Source organism: Rhizobium sp. BK376, from assembly GCF_004341625.1.
Taxonomy (GTDB): Bacteria; Pseudomonadota; Alphaproteobacteria; order Rhizobiales; family Rhizobiaceae; genus Rhizobium.
Map to the genome: position 1 here is coordinate 133,071 of NZ_SLZG01000008.1, position 17,000 is coordinate 150,070.

The window sequence follows — 17,000 nt, forward strand, 5'->3', positions numbered from 1 at the left end:
TGTTGTGGCTTTTGGGGCGAAGAAAACGTGCGCATCCTGCTTGTCGAAGACGACCAGATTCTCGGATCTTCTCTAAAACGCGCCCTTGAAAAACATGCCTATGGCGTGGACTGGGTGCGCGACGGCGAGGCGGCGCTCGTTTCGGCCGAGAATTCCGATTTCGTGGCGATGCTGCTCGATATCAATCTTCCGAAGCTGAACGGCATTGCCGTGCTGCAGACCTTGCGGCGCATGGGCAATCCGTTGCCCGTCATGATGCTGACGGCGCTCGATACCGTCGTCCAGAAGGTCGAGGGCCTCGACCAGGGCGCCGATGATTATATGGGCAAGCCGTTCGATCTCGATGAGCTTCTCGCCCGCCTCCGCGCACTGATCAGACGCCGGCAAGGCCGTATCGAGCCGATCTTGCGCTCCGGCGATGTCGAGGCTGATCCGGCCGCTATGGTCGTTCGCAAGAATGGCAACCAAATCCACATGACCGCCAAGGAATTCCAGCTGCTGAAGCTGCTGATGGAGCGTTGCGGGCGATATGTCACGAAGAACGACATAGAATACGCGCTCTATGACGCTGACAGCGCCGTCGAAAGCAACACGACCGAAGTGACGATCTACAATCTCCGCAAGAAGCTCGGCGCCGAGTTCATCAAATCGATCCGCGGCGTCGGCTACATGATCGAGCGATGACCAGCACCACGCTCACGCGCAAGCTCTTCCTGCGCATTGCACCGGTCGTCGTCATCACGATCGCCGTCATCGGCTTCCTCGCGTTCAAGAGCGCCCGGCACGAGATCGACAATATCTACGATGCCCAGCTGATCGACGAGGCGAACATCTTCTGGGGGCTTTTGCAGAGGCCGCTGCAGCGTCCTTCCGACGACCCGTCGCGTCGGATCGACGATATCGATTTCGCCATGGACAATCAGCTTTCATTCAACGAGGACGCTGACGACTATGCCGATGCCCATATGATGCGGGCATGGAAGGATGGGCGGATCCGCTTCTACACCAGCAACGCCTTTCCCAAGGAGGTGCCGGACCAGAAGGTCGGGTTCACGACGCTTACCTATAAGGGACAGCGGTGGCGGGTCTATTCGCTGCCAATCCCGAATACGACCATCGTCATGGAAGTCGGCGAGAAGCTTGCCTTGCGCCAGACGCTCGTTTCCAACATCCTGCTCAATCTCTCCTATCCGCTGGTAATTCTCATTCCGATCATCGCGTTCCTGATCTGGCTCGGGATCAACAGCGGTTTGGCGCCGATCCGCGGGCTGGTCCGGCATATCAGGCTGCGCTCGCCCGACGACCTCTCCGCAATCCCGATCGAGGGCCTGCCGCGCGATCTGCTGCCGCTCGGCAGCTCGATCAACCAGCTCCTCGACAAGCTCAGCCGATCGCTGACGATGGAGCGCCGCTTTTCCGATCTCGCCGCCCATGAGTTGCGTACGCCGCAGGCGGGCGTGCGGTTGCTCCTGCAGATGCTGCGCGACACGGACGACGACAAGGAGCGGCAGGCGATCATGGCCGATCTCGTCGCCAGCAACGATCGCGCCATGCATCTGATCGAGCAGCTCCTCCGGCTCGCAAGAGTCAGCCACCATCCGCTGAAGGTCGAGGCCATCCAGGTCTATCATCTGGTCGCCTCCATCATCGCCGGCTTCGGCACGATCATTACGGCGAAGAAGCTTGATATCTCTCTTCAAGGGGACGAGGCGGCAAAGGTCCAGGCGGATGAGTCCCTGCTGCGCACCATGGTCGGCAACCTCATCGACAATGCTATCAAGTATACGCCGTCGGGAGGCAAGATCGAAATCTCGGTCACGCATCACAATGGCGAATGCCGCCTTGTCATCAGCGACACAGGCCCCGGCATTCCGGTAGAGCAGCATGAGGCGGTTTTCCAGCGGTTCTACCGGGTGGATACGCTGCAGACCGAGGGTGCCGGACTTGGTCTTGCCATCGTCGCCGACATTGCCGGCAGGCTGTCTGCGAAGGTCGATCTGAAGGCGCCGCAATGGGAGCAGGGACTGACGGTGGACCTGCTCATTCCATCCGCGGCCTGACGCTCAGCCCCGCCTCATTTTCGGCTCATCCCGGCTTCATCGCGAGTTGCTAGGCGGTCCCTATATTCAAAGCAGGGCGCCGGCGGTTTGACGCGCAAGACAATCATCATCATTGGAAACGGACAGCTGTCCCGCGATCTCTCGTCGATCGTCGATGCGGCCGACTTCACCATGCGTTTCAACGAGCCGAAAATGTCCATCGGCCTCAGCGGGACGCGAACGGACCTGCTGATGCTCGCGACCTCGAGCAAGCCGATGCAGCGGCGGCTGGGCGACCGGGCCTTTCTGCAGAGCCCGACATTCATGGCGGCGAAAGAGGTCATGCTTGCCTATCATCCAAGCATCATCCGGGACTATCATCCGAAGCCGAACATGCTATCGCGGCTGAAGGGCAGGCGGTCCGACTGGACGACGCGGACGATCGAGCTTGTCGGGTCAGCGGGAAAGGAAATCCGCATCATGCCGCCGCATTTCTATCTCGACGGCTGTGCGGAGCTCGGCATCCCTGAGCCTGACATGCGCGAAGTGTTTCCCAGCACCGGCTACTTCGGCATCCGTTATATTCTCAAGACTTTTCCGGGCGAGACCTGCGACGTCAAGCTCTGCGGCTTCAGCTGGGAAGGATGGAAGCGCCATGCCTGGGGCGACGAGCGCCGCTGGGTGGAGGACAAGGTAGCCAGCGGCCGCATCAGTCTGCTCATCTAGCGATCCCGTTGGTTTTCATCGTGATTTCAGCCACGCCTCAGCCATGCGCCATCTACGGAATATTATAGGCCAGGTTTTCAGTTTCGCTTCACGTTTACCTAAGATGGCAATCATGCCCGGTTGCTAGAGGGTCCTTGTAAGCTATTGCAAGGACCTTCAAATGCAGATTCACGAACTTGATTTCCCGCAAACCGCCCCGCTCGAAAGACGCGGTGAGGTGGTGGATCGGCCCTATGACCGGTCGGTGACAAGCCTGAAGCCGGTGCGGTCCCTGGAGATCAGGGCTTTCATCGTCCACCTGGACCGTGCCGTCGAGCGCCAGCCGCAAGTCGACAAGCTCATGACCACGCTGCCGGTTCCAGCTGAGATCATCGAGGCCGTCGACGGGAATGAGTTGACCAAGGCGGAGATCGACCTTTTCTATCGCCGCCATCTGCATCAGCCGCACTATCCTTTCCAGATGAGCGTCGGCGAAATCGCCTGTTTCCTGTCGCACCGCAAGGCATGGGCAGAGATCGTGAAACAGGACCTTGATGCCGGCTTCGTCATTGAGGACGACGTCGACCTGGAGCCTTCCTTTGCCACGGCGTTCGCCGCAGCGAGTGCGTGTCTTGCCCCCGGCGCATTTATTCGCTTCCCGTTCCGGACGGGCAAGGAGCATGGCGACAGTCTTCTTATCAACGGCGAGACGAGCGTGATCCAGCCGCGCAGGGTCGGCCTCGGCATGGTGGCGCAGCTGATCAGCCGGGATGCCGCCATTCGGCTCTTGCAGGCAACGGCTCATTTCGACCGGCCGGTCGACACTCTGGTTCAGATGGGCTGGGTCACGCAGTTGTCGCCGCTCGCCGTATTGCCCGGTGGCGTCAGCGAAATCTCTTCGCAGCTCGGCGGAAGCACGATCAAGGGGCGCAAGACGCTGACGGAAAAGCTGGCAAAGGAGGTGCTGCGGCCGCTCTATCGCGCGCGTATCGCCATGCGCTCGACCCGGTTCATCTGAGAGGCAGCCGGTGGCAGTTCCTATTCTGTTGTATCATCAGATCGCGGTGCCGCCTTCAGGACGGACGCCGTTCAGAAGCATGGTCGTTGATCCCGAGGCCTTTTACCGCCAGATGGAGTGGCTGAAGCGTCTTGGATTTCAGGGTTTGTCGTTGCGGGAGGCGCTGCCCTATATCGAGGGCGCCAAGCGCGGCAAGGTCGCGGCCATTACCTTCGACGACAGCTACGAGAACGTCTACGACAATGCCTTGCCCGTGCTGCAGGAGTTCGGCTTTACCGCCACGAACTTTGTCGTCGTCAACCAGATCGGCGGCAGCAATGCATGGGATGCTCCGAACGGCGTCGCCTGGGCGCCATGCATGTCGCTGGAGCAACTGCGCGACTGGGTCGATCTCGGGCATGAAGTGGGCTCGCACACGCTCGACCACGTCCACCTCCCTGACCTGGCGGTGGAGGAGGCGCGCAAGCAGATCCTCCAATCACGTGCATTGCTGGAGGAACTGCTCGATGAGGTCGTGTCGTCGTTCTGTTTTCCCTATGGGGACGAAACGCCGCTGGATCGCGTCTTGGCATATGAGGCGGGTTACCGCGTGGCGACCACCACGCGCCGGGGCAGGGCGCGCCAGGCCGATGATCCCTTCGGATTGCCGCGCGCAACGGTCCGGCGCAACGACAGCTGGGTCCATTTCCTCAAGAAATGCCTTGCCGGCTGAAATGCCGCGGTAGCTGAACCGCGGCAGGAAATGCGAAGCCGATAGTTTCTGATCAGACGGCATTCCACATATGCGGATCATCGCTGGATTCGATCTCGATCCAGTGAAGGTCCGTGTGATCCCAGCGTCGGATCGCATTGGTTCTGTTGTCCAGCACCATATCGCCATCGTTGGTGCGGATCACGACGACGGCGTGGCCTTCGCCTGATCCGGTTCTTGCGACCGCGAGTCGTACGGCTTTCGCCGAATAACCTGCAGCCAGAAGCTTTTCCCGCTTCGTTACCGCGTAGTCGTGGCAGCTGCCTTCCGCGGTGTCGGTCTTCCAGACTTCCTGGCCCGGCGGATCGAGGCGCGGTGCGATCGACGAATTGACCGAGCGGTTGATCGCGGAGATCGTCTCGCGGGCCTCACGGGTCATTTCGACGGTTCGCGGTCCATCTTCTGCCGCGCATTGCTGCGGCGACGCCATGCAGAACTTGATGTGCGCGAACGGCGCGAGCGTCGGAGCGCCTTCCTTCATGAAGGCCATCTCATGGCTGAGGCCACGCAGCATATAGGCTGGGCTCGCCGCCATTGCAGGCGTCTGCAATATAGCAAGCGAAACCGATACAGCAATTGCGGGTGCTTTATAGTAAGAACGAAGTATTTGCGGGATCATTTGACACCTCACACCGAATGTAGGTGCAAGATAGCAAGGAGATATTTGGGAACCTTGAGTTCATTCCTTAAAATTTGATCGATCTGTCTATTTTTGGAGCGTGCCGATATGGCGCAGCGGAACGGCTTCCGATTTCGCTTCCGTTGCCGCAGCGGAAATCCCCGCTTCGAGCGCAGCCATCGACTCCACGACAGACTGCCCCATCTACTATTCTGATGGTCCGCAACCAGCGACGAGCAGCGAAGCGGACAATATCCCGCTTCAGCCGCTAGGCGCGGGAATTTTCGCAAATCTGGAGGTTTCGAAAGCCATGACGACATCAACCGAAAACGGAAGATCGACCATGCAGATGCCGCCGGTCGTCTCGCAGCAGGCATGGGAGGCAGCCCGCGAGCTTGCTCTTGAAGGAAAAGGCCCATACCCGGGCGCGTGACGCATTGGCTGCCGAGCGTCGGCGAATGCCGTGGATGGCCGTCGAGAAAAGCTATGTGTTCGAAGGGCCTGCCGGCAAAGCAAGTTTGCTTGATCTGTTCGAAGGTCGGCATCAACTGATCGTCTATCGCGCCTTCTTCGAACCGGGCGTACACGGCTGGCCCGACCAGGCCTGCCGCGGTTGTTCCATGGTGGCCGACCAGGTCGCTCACCTTGCACATCTGAACGCCCGTGATACCACGCTCGTCTTCGTCTCGCGCGCGCCTCAGGCGGATATCGCCCGGCTAAAGGCGCGGATGGGCTGGGAGATGCCGTGGTTCACGATCACGGACAGCTTCGATACCGACTTCGATGTGGGCGAGTGGCACGGCACGAACGTGTTCTACCGCGACGGCGACCGTATCTTTCGCACCTACTTCATCAACAACCGCGGCGATGAACAAATGGGCGGTACCTGGAACTATCTCGACATTACGTCGCTTGGCCGGCAGGAGGCCTGGGAAGATTCGCCTCAAGGCTATCCCCAGACCCCAACCCACAAGTGGTGGAACTGGCACGACAGCTACGTCCCGGACGCAGCGCCCGACAGGAAATGGGTCGAGGTGTCAGACGCCGGCGAGGCGGCGTTCCGAAACTGACGCAGTCGCGTCAGTTTGCCTATTCCGGTGTGCCGATAGCGCAAGAGCTGCGGCAGATTACTTCTTGTCCAGCCTTGCGAGCAGCGAGGATGTATCCCAACGATTGCCGCCCATCTGCTGTACGTCGCCGTAGAACTGGTCGACGAGGGCTGTTACCGGCAGCTTGGCGCCGTTGCGACGGGCTTCCGTCAGCACGATGTCGAGGTCCTTGCGCATCCAGTCGACGGCAAAGCCGAAGTCGTATTTGCCCGCATTCATCGTCTTGTGGCGGTTTTCCATCTGCCAGGAACCGGCTGCGCCCTTGGAGATGACGTCGACGACTTTTTCGATGTCGAGGCCGGCCTGCTTGCCGAAATGAATGCCTTCGGCAAGGCCCTGAACGACGCCGGCGATGCAGATCTGGTTGATCATCTTGGTCAACTGTCCGGCGCCGACATCACCCATCAAGCCGACCATGCGCGCATAGGCGTCGATGACGGGCTTTGCCTTTTCGAAGGTCGCTTCATCGCCACCGCACATGACGGTCAGCACGCCATTCTCCGCCCCGGCCTGGCCACCGGAAACGGGGGCATCGATGAAGCCGCAGCCCTTTTCCTTCGCCGCGGCATGAAGTTCGCGGGCGACTTCGGCGCTGGCCGTGGTGTTGTCGATCAGGATGGCGCCTGCCTTCATGCCGGACAGGACGCCGTCCTTGCCAACGGTAACGGAACGAAGATCGTCGTCATTGCCGACGCAGGTAAAGACGAAGTCGGCGCCTTCGGCGGCCGCAGCCGGCGTCGCAGCGGATTTGCCGCCATACTGCTTGACCCACTGTTCGGCCTTGGCGGCAGTGCGGTTATAGACCGTCACCTCGTGCCCGCCCTTGACCATCAGGTGCCCCGCCATCGGATAGCCCATGACACCCATGCCGATAAAAGCGACTTTCGCCATTCCATATCTCCTTCGAAGCCTTTGCGAGAGGCTTAGCCGAAAGGGGCTGGAGACGAAAGTGCGATTTCCTGTCCGACTGGCCTGCCACGCGAAACATGGAAGAGAATTTTGCGATTGAGACTCAAGGCGGAATTCAATTTCACAGAATTGGCTAAAATTCACAAATTCTATTGTCGATATAATCCATAGATTTTGAAACCCTGTACTCGTGACAAGCCGTCGCGGTGATCGCAGCGCTTCGGCCGCAACGGGAAAGGGGACTTTCATGATTTCGCGCAGGCAAACGCTTGGTCTTTTCGGTGCCGCGGCTTCTGCCGCTCTCTTGCCCTCTATCCGTCCGGCGCGCGCTGCCGTTGCGACGACTTTCCGGATCGGCTGGCAGAAGAATGGCGTACTGGCACTCGCCAATCGCAAGGGTGCGCTGGAAAAGAGGCTCGCCGACCGGGGGATTTCCGTCGAGTGGTCCGAGTTCACGTCCGGTCCGCCGCTTCTGGAAGCGCTCGGCGCCGGTGCGCTCGATTTCGGTGCGACAGGCGACGTGCCGCCACTCTTTGCCCAGGCGGCCAACGGAAATCTGCTCTATGTCGGCCTTTACAAGGGCAGCCCGGAGGGGTCGGCGATATTGGTTCGCAAGGATTCGCCGATCCAGTCGCTTGCCGATCTCGAGGGAAAGAAGCTGGCGTTCAAGCGCGGATCGAGCGCGCATAACGTTGCCGTCAAGGCGCTGCGCAAGGGCGGATTGAAGCCCGAAGATGTCCAGCAGATCGACCTTGCGCCGCCGGACGCGGCAGCCGCCTTCAAGACCGGCAGCATCGATGCCTGGTCGATCTGGGATCCTTACCTTGCCATCGCGGAGGTGGATCCGGATACGCGCATTCTTGCGACCGCTCGCGGCATCGTCGATTCCTACAGCTTCTTCCTGGCGAATGGCGATTTCACCAAGGCCAATCCACAGGTCATCACCGATGTCATCGATGAATTGGCCAAGGTGGGCAAGATCGCGCAGTCGAACCTCGACGATACCACGACCGCGCTTGCCCAGTTGACCGGCGTTCCGGCAGACGTCACGCGCATCACGCTGACCCGTCCGGGTGCCGATCTCGGCAGCGTCTCGACCATCACCGACGATGCGGTCGCCTATCAACAGGGCCTTGCGGACGAATTCTATGCACTCGGGATCGTGCCGAAGAAGCTGAAGATCGGCGATGTCATCTGGCATCAGAAGGCCAGCTGATCGTTTCCCTGACCACGGAGAGAGGACAAAGACCATGACTGCAACTTCCAAACCCATCGACTTCCTGTGGTTCATCCCGACGTCGGGTGACGGTGCCTATCTCGGTTCCTCTGAGCTGAACCGCGGGCCCGAGATCGGCTACCTGACGCAAATCGCGCAGGCGGTCGATCGGCTCGGCTTTTCCGGCGTGCTCTTGCCGACCGGCGTTTCCTGCGAAGAGTCCTTCGTGACTGCAGCGGCACTGTCCGCCCATACACAGAAGCTGAAATTCCTCGTCGCCATTCGTCCCGGCACCGCTTCGCCGGCCTATTACGCGCGCCTTGCATCGACGCTCGATCGTGTGTCCAACGGTCGCCTGCTCCTCAATATCGTCGTCGGCGGCAGCCCGGGCGAGCTTGCCGGCGACGGCATTTATCTGGAACATGACGAGCGTTATGCACATGCCGACGAATTCTTCACGGTCTTCCAGGAACTGATGGAGACGGGCAGCGCGACGTTCGACGGCAAGTACATTAAGGCGACGGGTGCCCGGCTCGGCCTGCCGCCAATTCAGTCGCCGCGTCCGCCGCTTTATTTCGGCGGCTCCTCGGATGCTGGTATCGATTTCTCGGTCGGTCGCGTCGACAAGTACCTGACCTGGGGCGAGCCGCCGGCGCAGGTTGCCGAGAAGATCGAGAGGGTTCGTGCCGCTGCAGCGCTGAAAGGGCGCGAAGTCAGTTTCGGCATCCGCCTCCACTTCATCGTGCGCGAGACGGACGAGGAGGCATGGGCCGCAGCGGACCGGCTGATCTCCCATCTCGACGACGAGACGATCCGTGAAGCGCAGGAGCGCTTCGTCAAGGAATCCGATTCCGTCGGCCAGAAGCGCATGGCGGCGCTGCATGGCGGACGCCGCGACAAGCTGGAGGTCTCGCCGAATCTCTGGGCCGGCGTGGGCCTTGTGCGCGCCGGGGCGGGTACTGCACTTGTCGGTTCGCCGAAGACGATTGCCGCCCGCCTGCGCGAATATCAGGAGATCGGCATCGAAACGGTGATCGGGTCCGGTTACCCACATCTCGAGGAAGCCTACCGCGTTGCCGAGTTGCTCTTCCCGCAATTGGGACTTGGTCGCGAGGAACAGCGAACCAGCTTCCGCAACGAGTTCGGCCGCAAGCAGGTCTTCGGCGGCGGCAGCCACGGCGGCAATCTCAAGGTCGTCTCCGGCTCCTGACCTGATCCTGATCTTGGCACAACGAGGAGAGCTCTCCATGTCGGCATTCGATACGTCATTCGCACGGGTGGAGGCGCGCGGTAAGGCGCATACCGCCCGCTTGCCTCGGCCAACCGTCAGCGCTCAGGCGTTTCTGCCCTACCTTTTGCCGATCGTCGTCGTTGCCGCCTGGCAGCTGGGATCGTCGGCAGGTTGGATCTCCTCGCGCATCATGCCGTCGCCTGTCGACGTCGTGCTTGCCTTCTGGCAGACGACCTCGTCGGGCCAGTTGCCCTGGGATATCCTCGTTAGTTCAGGACGCGCCTTCGCCGGCCTGTTGGTTGGCGGGGCGATCGGATTCCTGCTGGGTATTGCCAACGGCGTGTCGCGGCTTTCGGAGCAACTGACGGATACGACGTTGCAGATGCTCAGAACAATACCGCATCTTGCGATGATCCCGCTCGTCATCCTCTGGTTCGGGATCGGGGAAGAATCGAAGCTGTTCCTGACCGCCCTCGGCGTGCTCTTCCCGGTCTATCTCAACACCTATCACGGCGTGCGCAACGTCGACCGCGACCTGATCGAGATGGGGCGTGTCTATGGCATGAGCAGCTGGACGCTGTTCCGCAAGGTGATCTTTCCCGGCGCGCTGCCCTCGATTTTCGTCGGCCTGCGCTATGCGCTCGGCATCATGTGGCTGACGCTGATCGTCTCGGAATCGATCGCTGCATCGTCGGGCATCGGCCATATGGCGAACAATGCCCGCGAATTCATGATGACCGATGTCGTGGTGCTGTCGCTGGTCGTCTACGCGGTGCTTGGCAAGCTCGCCGATGTCGTCGCCCGGGCGCTGGAGCGGCGGATGCTGCGCTGGAACCCGGTATATCAGGGCTGAGGACGGATCATGACATCAGTAGCGAACGAACGCTTTCACTCGGTCGAAGATGCCTTGTCTCCGATCGGTGGCATCGGTGACGCTGCCCCGTATTCGGGTGCCGCCGGTATCCGCATCCGGGGGCTGGAGAGGAGTTTTGGCGGCAACCGCGTGCTGCGGGGCATCGATCTCGATATCCCGGCCGGCCAGTTCGTGGCCGTGATCGGCAAGAGCGGTTGCGGCAAGAGCACGCTGCTGCGCATCCTCATGGGTCTGGATGAGCCGACATCCGGCACGATCGCCTTCAAGGACGAGGGTGGCGCAGCTGCCCTGCCAAATGCCCGTATCGTCTTTCAGGAGCCCCGGCTGTTGCCCTGGCTGACCGTTGCCGACAACGTCACCGTTGGCCTCGGCGAGGGCGTGCCGAAGCTTGCGGCTGATCGACAGTCCGCGGCCGTGCTATCGGAGGTGCAGCTTGCCGAGAAGGCAGGCGAGTGGCCTTCACGGCTTTCCGGCGGGCAGAAGCAGCGCGTGGCGCTTGCCCGCGCGCTGGTCAGCAAGCCGGATATTCTGGCGCTGGACGAGCCGCTGGGCGCGCTTGATGCGCTGACCCGTATCAGCATGCAGGAACTGCTCAATCGCGTCTGGCGCGAACTCGGCTTCACCGCCGTCCTCGTCACCCACGATGTCAGCGAGGCGGTTCATCTGGCCGACCGGGTCGTGGTGCTGGAGGAGGGGCGTATTGCGCTCGATCTCCCCGTACCGCAGCCGCATCCCCGGCGGCATGGCAACCCCGAACTGGCAAAACTGGAAGGGCAGTTGCTGGCGGCGATCCTGGGCAAGGATGGCAGGCACTGAACCCATAGGTTCTCGGGACTCAGTGCTTGGTGCTCAGTGCTCAGTGCGTCCCGCTTTCTTCGCGCTCCAGATATAGCTCGTAGTGGTCCAGCAGCATCTCCGTGCCCTGCAGCCGTAGGCCGTCATCGGAGTAGCCGTCGAGGAAGACGAGCTGCTCGGTAAACAGCATCCGCGTTCCGCCGGGCTCCGCCTCGAAGGTGATGGTGGCGAGGGAAACGGAGATGCGCTTTTCGCCGAGCTTCATGTCATAGGCATAGATGATGCGGGCATCCGGCACGATGTCGATGTAGCGGGCTTCATAGGCATGCAGCAGCCCATCGGAATCGGCCACATGGTTGCGCTCCAGGCCGCCCTGCCGGAAGTCGAGGGTGTAATCGATCGAGATCCAGTTGTCGTGGCAGGCGAACCATTTGCGCTTTGCGTCGGCATTCGACCAGGCGCGGAAGGCGCGGGCGACCGATGCCTTCAGGTGACGTTCGATGTTGAGCGTTGCATGCTCGGTGGATTGGGACATGGCGGTGCTCATCTGTCTTCCTCTTCGGCCAGGAATTGATCCAGCCTGTCGAACGTGTTGTTCCAGCTCGCCTTGCGCTCGGAAATCCAGCGCTCGACATCGCCGAGCGCCTCCTTGCGCAGACTATAGGTGCGGACGCGGCCGGCCTTCTGTGAGAAGACCAGGCCGCTGTCTTCCAGAACGCCAAGATGTTTCAGGATCGTCGGCAATGCCATGGAAAACGGCGCTGCCAGTTCCGTGACCGAAGCGGGGCCGCTGCCAAGACGCTCGATCATGCCGCGGCGGCTGCGATCCGACAGCGCATGAAACATCCGGTCGAGTTCAACTGGCGCTGATGTCATGCGGCAGGACTACCGCTCCGAAATTCCGGGGCGAGCCTGTCGTGGAAGGGGTAGAACTTGAAATAGGGGATTGCCTCCTGCAGCACCCTTGCGAAGGAGGGGCGGGCCAGAAGCCGCTCGTAATAGGCATTCAACTTGGGACGCTCCGTGCCGAAGGCGACCAGCGTGACGGCATAGAACAATGCCGGCGCTGCGGAGCAATCGGCCATCGTGAAGGCGTCGCCTGTAATCCACGGGCCGGTAAGCTGCGCTTCGATCATATCGTAGGCGGCCTGAAGGTTCCTTTCGGAGTCGGTAACACCGGCCGGATCCTTGCTGCCTTCGGGGCGCATATGATCCGCTACGATCTTCTGCATCGGCAGCTGCACATAGAGATCGAAGAAGCGGTCCCATAGGCGTACCTGCAAGGCCTGATCGATCTCCTCGGGCAACAGGCGCTGGGGACCGGGGTAATGCCGGTCGATATATTCGATGATGATGCTGGTTTCAGGGACGGTCTTGTCCCGCGCCTCGTCCCTGAGCAGCGGAATCTTGCCGAGTGCCCAGAACCGAATGAGCTCGTTCCGCGACACCTCGTTGCCGAGATCGACGATGCGGTGCTCGAACGGAGTGCCGCTCTCATAGAGCGCGATCAGGACCTTGTGGCAGAAGGAGGCGAGCGGATGATGGTATAGGACGAGCGTCATGACCGGATCCTTCGGTGTTTGCGATGAAACTTTACCGAATGGATAACTATCATTGGCGGGCGGAAGGCGCAAGAAATAGTTTGCTGATTGGGTAACTATCCTTGCGCCGACTAAGTACTACGATCCTTCCGCTAGGGCAGGAGCAGGCGCGAGCTCGGGCGCCGGTGCAGGTACGGGCACGGGTGCTGGCACTGGCGCTTGCGGAGTCGGAGGGTTCCGCAGTGCCTGGATTTGCGCCAGCCTTGCCGCATTTTCCGGATTGCGCTTGGAGTCCTTGAGATATTCCGAGGTAGAGCCGAGGCTTTCCGCGATCTCATTCCACAGGCGACGAAGACGGCGCACGTGGAGATCGTCGCTGATCCAGTTCATCAGATGTTCGATGGCCGCTGTTGTGAGGGCGTCAGTGGCGATCTGGCTATGCAGCCAATTGAAGTACGCCTCGACATCGTCCAGCTGCGCCACATTGTTCTCGATAACGGCGAACTTGAAGCCCGCGATTTTGCTGGCTCTCCGAAGGCGATCGGTGGGCGCAAGCAGAATTGCAGCGCATATCGCGTCGTAGGCATCAGGTGAATCGATGCTGTCGATCGCACGTTCGAGGTCGAAGATCGTCCGGATGTTCAGTTCCCGGAACATCATGAACTTCTCCATTCCCACGATATGGCAGAGCTGCGCCTGAGCGACCCAGTCGATACATTGATAGATGCCGTAAGGCGTCTCGACGAAGAGCATGATCGGATTGTAGGTGGCGAGATTCTGCATATCGTAGATACCGCATTCCTCCAGCCTGAAGCGGGTCTCAAAATCAACGCCGTCGATGCTGTCGAGCGATGTTACTCGCGTAATGGAAACGAAGCGGTCATCCATGGTCTTTGCCCAATCGATAAGGCTCTGGACCTTCGTCAACGTGAATTTGGTTGCACTTCGTGGGAGCAGGCCCATTGCCGGGGCTAGAAGCAGCCATACCCAAGGTATGTGAGAGACCGGCGCTCCCTTGTCGGCTGCCTCATCGTTACGATCGCCGCTATTCGCTGCAGTGGATGGAGGCGTTGATTTATCGGCGGCAGCGTCGGTTCCCTTGGACCCCGCGCTGTCATTTTTGTTTTCTCCAGTCGGAGAGTTCTGCGGTGTACTCTGTTTCGATGGCGCCGCCATCTCTCCAACCTGCGAAAGTGTCTCGCTGAGCTTCAGGGTCGGCAGGGCATTGAAGAGCAGCACGACGATGACAACACTGGCGATTATTTCGGAGCATTGGCGAATGAACGCGAAGGCGCTCAAATCGAATACCGCAAGATTTCGCAGTAACATCCTCAATGCGGCAATATAGGCGCCCGCAAAGGTAAAGGCGCCGATTGCCTCCGAGATCGGCAATCCGCAGCCATCGGCCGGTGAGCAGCTGACAGCAGTGCCGCCATATCCGAAAGCAGCGAAAAATGCGCTGAACCCGTAATAGGAGATCAATACGAAGCCAAGAGCCGCGAGCTGCAGCCGGATATTGATATTGCGGAATGGTTTGCTGGCGATTTCGATGTAGATATTTATGCGCTCGCGGTCATTCCTGGCGGCGTTCAGCCGTCTTTCGTCGTCGCTGCCCTGCTTGACCGTAAGGTCCGAGATGTATTTTGATTTCACATATTCAAATGAAGGGTTTTCCGGTCCGTCAGCATTGCCGTTGTCGCTCGTATTCTTTGTGACACGCGGCGCCGTCGATAACGTTGTTTCATTGACGCCGGTCAGTCGGAATGAGGTCAGGAAATCCAATATGGACCGAAGCCGGCGAAGGCGGATTTCCTGACGCGAGATGAGCATCAGGACCGGGACGATGACCGCGATGCTGAATGCATACCAGTTCACGCCGGCAAGATAGTTCGAGATCAAGACCGGCGTGTCGAAAAGGCTTGAGAACAAGCCATACCATGACGAAGTGTCCATGAAGTGCCCCCCAAAATTATGGGAAGCCTAATAGCTTGTACGGTTGCTGCAATAAATCGAATGCTCTCACAGATTGAAATTTCAACCGATGAGGGTTTTTGCCGAAACTATTTCTTTCTTACCGCAGCCGCGCCACGACCAGATGCCCTGGTGTCGGCTGGCCTTCTTCCATCCGGACGTTGATATCGGTGATTTCGATCAGCTCGAAGCCGGTGTCGGTCAGGCGCTGGCGGATGTAGCTTTCGGCGTGCGCAAAGCGCTGATGCGGGCCGACCATGTAGGCGCGATCGCCAAGCGTTTCATCGGGCAAGGTCTCGGAAGAGAAGACGAAGATGCCGCCCGGCGTCATGTTTTCGGCCACGCCGAAGAACAGCGGCTCCAGCGCGCCGAGATAGGGCAGGACGTCGGTGGCAGTGATGAGATCGAACGCCTCTTCGTCATTATCATCGAGAAAATCCTCGACCTCGGCGACGAACAGCGTTTCGTAAAGATCCTTCTCGTGCGCGACTTCGACCATGTTTTCCGAGATGTCGATGCCCGTGATGTCTTCGACCATGTCGCGCAGGGTTCCGCCGGTCAGGCCGGTGCCGCAGCCGAGGTCGAGCATGCGCTTGAAGGGGCCGAGCTTCAGGTCCTGCAGGCGCTGGCGCACCAGCATCGGCACGTGATAGCCGAGCTGTTCGACGAGAACGTCCTCGAAGACTTCGGCATGCTGGTCGAACAGGGTCTCGACATAGGCGTCCGGCGCCTTGACCGGCGTTTCGCCCCGTCCCATCGAGGCGATGCGCACAGCCGCGCCGCCGTGGTCGTCGGGGTCGATCTCCAGTACCTGCTCATAGGCCTTGACGGCCGCGTCGATGTCGCCGGCCTTTTCCAATGCGAGCGCGCGACCATAGGCTTCCGCGAGTGCGTCTTCGTCGATCTTCTTCGTCATGATTTCCCGCCTTTCGCGTTTTGCGAAGGCTCTACGGCGCATGGAGAGTTTTTGCAATGGTCAAGCAGAAGGAGCAAGCTGCATCCCAGGGAACGGGCGGGTGATTATGCCGTTTCGATCGATAAAAGATGGGAGGATTGGTCATGGTTTCCGACGTCAATGAGTCAACACTTCCAGCCGGCAATCCGGGTAGTTTCCGACGTCCGACACTGCCCTCCAGTCCCGCTGAGATCACCAATACGATGACGCACTACTATCGCGGCGAACTGGCGCGGATGACAGGCTGGCGCGACCGTATCGACCGGACGACGAACTGGGCGATTACGGTCTGCGCAGCTCTACTATCCGTTTCGCTTTCCACGCCAAGCTCCCATCATGGCGTCGTGATCTTTGCGATGCTGCTGGTGACCTTGCTCTTGCTGATCGAGGCTCGGCGCTACCGTTTCTTCGATGTCTATCGCGCCCGGATACGGCAGATGGAACGCTATTACTTCGCGCAAGTCCTGTCGCCGGAGGCCGAACTCCATCCGGATTGGGCGTCGGCAATCGCCGCGAGCCTGCGGGTGCCGCGGTTCCTCATCAGCTATCGCGAGGCGCTGCAGCGACGCCTGCGGCGAAATTATTGCTGGATGTATTTCATCCTTCTTCTGGCCTGGGCCTTGAAGATTTCGACACCGAAGCTGCAGGCGGACGGTACGCCCGCAATTCAGGTGCAATCCTGGGCGCACTTTGCCGACAATGCCACTCTCGGGCCGGTCCCCGGCTGGCTGGTCCTCCTCGCCGTGACGCTCTTTTATGCTGCGATCCTGTACGGTTCGCTGCATCGCGAGCCCGACGAAGGCGAGCTCGCCTATGGGGAGGTGCATGTCTGACCCGGCGGTATCCTAGTGCAGGATGAACTCGCCCTTCAGTGCCCGCCATTCCGTCGCAGAGATCAATTTGCGATGGACGTAGCGTACCGAATGCAAGGGGCCGTCCAGCGTGTCCTGCCAGAATTTGAGGAAGCCGCGCATCTCCGGGAAGTCAGGTGCCAGATCATAGTCTTGCCAGACATAGGTCTGGAGAATCGTCGGATGATCGGGCAGGCGGTAGAAGATTTGCGCGGTGGTTAGTCCATAACCTTTCAGCTGCTTTTCCATGTCTTTGTGCATGCATGTCTCACTTTCAAGTTCCCACTTTTTCCGCGACTCTTCGGTCGCTGGCAAATGCAAGCATGCCATGAATTAGGCACTCCTTACAATTGGCCTGTAGGAGTATTTCTAAAGTGAAATCATGCAGTTAGCAGCGTAGACTTTGGAGTGCTGCC

Annotated in this window: 18 protein-coding genes and 1 pseudogene; 11 read left to right on the plus strand and 8 right to left on the minus strand. The window is 60.0% G+C overall.

All coding sequences use genetic code 11. The features are described 5' to 3' along the window. Window positions 1–27: 27 nt before the first annotated feature. The 5 genes from EV561_RS20155 to EV561_RS20175 all read left to right on the plus strand — a co-directional run bounded on the left by EV561_RS20155 (window position 28) and on the right by EV561_RS20175 (window position 4,474). A complete protein-coding gene (locus tag EV561_RS20155; protein WP_132524087.1) occupies window positions 28–684 on the plus strand; it encodes a response regulator transcription factor in 657 nt (218 codons plus the stop codon). Continuing rightward, window positions 681–2,060, plus strand: a complete 1,380-nt coding sequence (locus EV561_RS20160) for a HAMP domain-containing sensor histidine kinase (RefSeq protein WP_132524088.1) — start codon at window positions 681–683, stop codon at window positions 2,058–2,060. Before EV561_RS20155 ends, EV561_RS20160 begins: the two co-directional genes overlap by 4 nt. 87 nt (window positions 2,061–2,147) lie before the next feature. Continuing rightward, complete coding sequence (locus tag EV561_RS20165; RefSeq protein ID WP_132524089.1) at window positions 2,148–2,765, plus strand: hypothetical protein; 618 nt, start codon at window positions 2,148–2,150, stop codon at window positions 2,763–2,765. Between the two features lie 271 nt (window positions 2,766–3,036). Then, window positions 3,037–3,762, plus strand: a complete 726-nt coding sequence (locus EV561_RS20170) for a glycosyltransferase family 25 protein (protein ID WP_207910566.1) — start codon at window positions 3,037–3,039, stop codon at window positions 3,760–3,762. 10 nt (window positions 3,763–3,772) lie between these two features. After that, window positions 3,773–4,474, plus strand: a complete 702-nt coding sequence (locus EV561_RS20175) for a polysaccharide deacetylase family protein (RefSeq protein WP_132524091.1) — start codon at window positions 3,773–3,775, stop codon at window positions 4,472–4,474. Window positions 4,475–4,526: 52 nt separating this feature from the next. Here EV561_RS20175 and EV561_RS20180 read toward each other — a convergent pair whose 3' ends face one another. Further along, the gene (locus EV561_RS20180; protein WP_165927866.1) at window positions 4,527–5,048 is read right to left on the minus strand and encodes a transglutaminase-like cysteine peptidase; all 522 of its coding nucleotides are present in this window, start codon (window positions 5,046–5,048) and stop codon (window positions 4,527–4,529) included. A 394-nt stretch (window positions 5,049–5,442) separates the two neighbouring features. Here EV561_RS20180 and EV561_RS20185 point away from each other — a divergent pair. Beyond that, window positions 5,443–6,202 (plus strand): annotated as a pseudogene (locus tag EV561_RS20185) (DUF899 domain-containing protein). 57 nt (window positions 6,203–6,259) lie between these two features. On the opposite strand, the gene EV561_RS20190 reads toward EV561_RS20185, so the two are convergent. Then, entirely contained in the window at window positions 6,260–7,399 is a 1,140-nt protein-coding gene (locus tag EV561_RS20190; RefSeq protein ID WP_281025844.1) for an NAD(P)-dependent oxidoreductase, read from the minus strand. On the opposite strand from EV561_RS20190, the gene EV561_RS20195 reads away from it, so the two are divergent. The 4 genes from EV561_RS20195 to EV561_RS20210 are packed head-to-tail and all read left to right on the plus strand — an operon-like array spanning window position 7,398 to window position 11,287. Next, window positions 7,398–8,366 (plus strand): aliphatic sulfonate ABC transporter substrate-binding protein, encoded by a 969-nt coding sequence (locus tag EV561_RS20195; protein WP_132524094.1) that lies wholly within the window; start codon window positions 7,398–7,400, stop codon window positions 8,364–8,366. The genes EV561_RS20190 and EV561_RS20195 overlap by 2 nt on opposite strands. A 34-nt stretch (window positions 8,367–8,400) precedes the next feature. Then, window positions 8,401–9,576, plus strand: coding sequence for an FMNH2-dependent alkanesulfonate monooxygenase (gene ssuD / locus EV561_RS20200; RefSeq protein ID WP_132524095.1), 1,176 nt, complete (start codon window positions 8,401–8,403; stop codon window positions 9,574–9,576). Window positions 9,577–9,613: 37 nt separating this feature from the next. Further along, window positions 9,614–10,450 (plus strand): aliphatic sulfonate ABC transporter permease SsuC, encoded by an 837-nt coding sequence (ssuC, locus tag EV561_RS20205; RefSeq protein ID WP_132524096.1) that lies wholly within the window; start codon window positions 9,614–9,616, stop codon window positions 10,448–10,450. Between the two features lie 9 nt (window positions 10,451–10,459). Then, window positions 10,460–11,287, plus strand: a complete 828-nt coding sequence (locus EV561_RS20210) for an ABC transporter ATP-binding protein (RefSeq protein WP_132524097.1) — start codon at window positions 10,460–10,462, stop codon at window positions 11,285–11,287. A gap of 40 nt (window positions 11,288–11,327) precedes the next feature. Here the strand turns inward: EV561_RS20210 and EV561_RS20215 are convergent, their stop codons facing one another. From EV561_RS20215 to EV561_RS20235, 5 genes are all read right to left on the minus strand, one after another. Beyond that, window positions 11,328–11,813, minus strand: coding sequence for an SRPBCC family protein (locus tag EV561_RS20215; protein ID WP_245512771.1), 486 nt, complete (start codon window positions 11,811–11,813; stop codon window positions 11,328–11,330). Further along, window positions 11,810–12,142: a metalloregulator ArsR/SmtB family transcription factor gene (locus tag EV561_RS20220; RefSeq protein ID WP_132524098.1), complete on the minus strand. Its 333-nt coding sequence runs from the start codon at window positions 12,140–12,142 to the stop codon at window positions 11,810–11,812. Before EV561_RS20220 ends, EV561_RS20215 begins: the two co-directional genes overlap by 4 nt. Further along, window positions 12,139–12,828 carry a glutathione S-transferase family protein gene (locus EV561_RS20225; protein WP_132524099.1) on the minus strand — a complete coding sequence of 230 codons (690 nt, stop codon included), beginning with the start codon at window positions 12,826–12,828 and terminating at the stop codon, window positions 12,139–12,141. The genes EV561_RS20220 and EV561_RS20225 overlap by 4 nt, the downstream gene beginning before the upstream one ends. A 117-nt stretch (window positions 12,829–12,945) precedes the next feature. Continuing rightward, on the minus strand, window positions 12,946–14,760 hold the full coding sequence (locus EV561_RS20230; RefSeq protein ID WP_132524100.1) for a hypothetical protein: 1,815 nt from the start codon (window positions 14,758–14,760) through the stop codon (window positions 12,946–12,948). 118 nt (window positions 14,761–14,878) lie between these two features. Then, complete coding sequence (locus tag EV561_RS20235) at window positions 14,879–15,694, minus strand: class I SAM-dependent methyltransferase (RefSeq protein WP_132524101.1); 816 nt, start codon at window positions 15,692–15,694, stop codon at window positions 14,879–14,881. 143 nt (window positions 15,695–15,837) lie between these two features. Between EV561_RS20235 and EV561_RS20240 the strand changes: the two genes are divergently transcribed. Then, window positions 15,838–16,566: a DUF2270 domain-containing protein gene (locus EV561_RS20240; RefSeq protein ID WP_132524102.1), complete on the plus strand. Its 729-nt coding sequence runs from the start codon at window positions 15,838–15,840 to the stop codon at window positions 16,564–16,566. A 12-nt stretch (window positions 16,567–16,578) separates the two neighbouring features. Here EV561_RS20240 and EV561_RS20245 read toward each other — a convergent pair whose 3' ends face one another. Further along, on the minus strand, window positions 16,579–16,845 hold the full coding sequence (locus EV561_RS20245; protein ID WP_132524103.1) for an usg protein: 267 nt from the start codon (window positions 16,843–16,845) through the stop codon (window positions 16,579–16,581). Between the last annotated feature and the right edge of the window lie 155 nt (window positions 16,846–17,000).

What these genes read in the sequence shown, in the direction of transcription:
- EV561_RS20160 (WP_132524088.1), top strand. Translation starts at nt 681, where the DNA reads ATGACCAGCACCACGCTCACGCGCAAGCTCTTCCTGCGCATTGCACCG.
- EV561_RS20180 (WP_165927866.1), bottom strand. Translation starts at nt 5,048, where the DNA reads ATGGCGGCGAGCCCAGCCTATATGCTGCGTGGCCTCAGCCATGAGATG.
- EV561_RS20195 (WP_132524094.1), top strand. Translation starts at nt 7,398, where the DNA reads ATGATTTCGCGCAGGCAAACGCTTGGTCTTTTCGGTGCCGCGGCTTCT.
- EV561_RS20190 (WP_281025844.1), bottom strand. Translation starts at nt 7,399, where the DNA reads ATGAAAGTCCCCTTTCCCGTTGCGGCCGAAGCGCTGCGATCACCGCGA.
- ssuD (WP_132524095.1), top strand. Translation starts at nt 8,401, where the DNA reads ATGACTGCAACTTCCAAACCCATCGACTTCCTGTGGTTCATCCCGACG.
- ssuC (WP_132524096.1), top strand. Translation starts at nt 9,614, where the DNA reads ATGTCGGCATTCGATACGTCATTCGCACGGGTGGAGGCGCGCGGTAAG.
- EV561_RS20210 (WP_132524097.1), top strand. Translation starts at nt 10,460, where the DNA reads ATGACATCAGTAGCGAACGAACGCTTTCACTCGGTCGAAGATGCCTTG.
- EV561_RS20215 (WP_245512771.1), bottom strand. Translation starts at nt 11,813, where the DNA reads ATGAGCACCGCCATGTCCCAATCCACCGAGCATGCAACGCTCAACATC.
- EV561_RS20220 (WP_132524098.1), bottom strand. Translation starts at nt 12,142, where the DNA reads ATGACATCAGCGCCAGTTGAACTCGACCGGATGTTTCATGCGCTGTCG.
- EV561_RS20225 (WP_132524099.1), bottom strand. Translation starts at nt 12,828, where the DNA reads ATGACGCTCGTCCTATACCATCATCCGCTCGCCTCCTTCTGCCACAAG.
- EV561_RS20230 (WP_132524100.1), bottom strand. Translation starts at nt 14,760, where the DNA reads ATGGACACTTCGTCATGGTATGGCTTGTTCTCAAGCCTTTTCGACACG.
- EV561_RS20235 (WP_132524101.1), bottom strand. Translation starts at nt 15,694, where the DNA reads ATGACGAAGAAGATCGACGAAGACGCACTCGCGGAAGCCTATGGTCGC.
- EV561_RS20240 (WP_132524102.1), top strand. Translation starts at nt 15,838, where the DNA reads ATGGTTTCCGACGTCAATGAGTCAACACTTCCAGCCGGCAATCCGGGT.
- EV561_RS20245 (WP_132524103.1), bottom strand. Translation starts at nt 16,845, where the DNA reads ATGCACAAAGACATGGAAAAGCAGCTGAAAGGTTATGGACTAACCACC.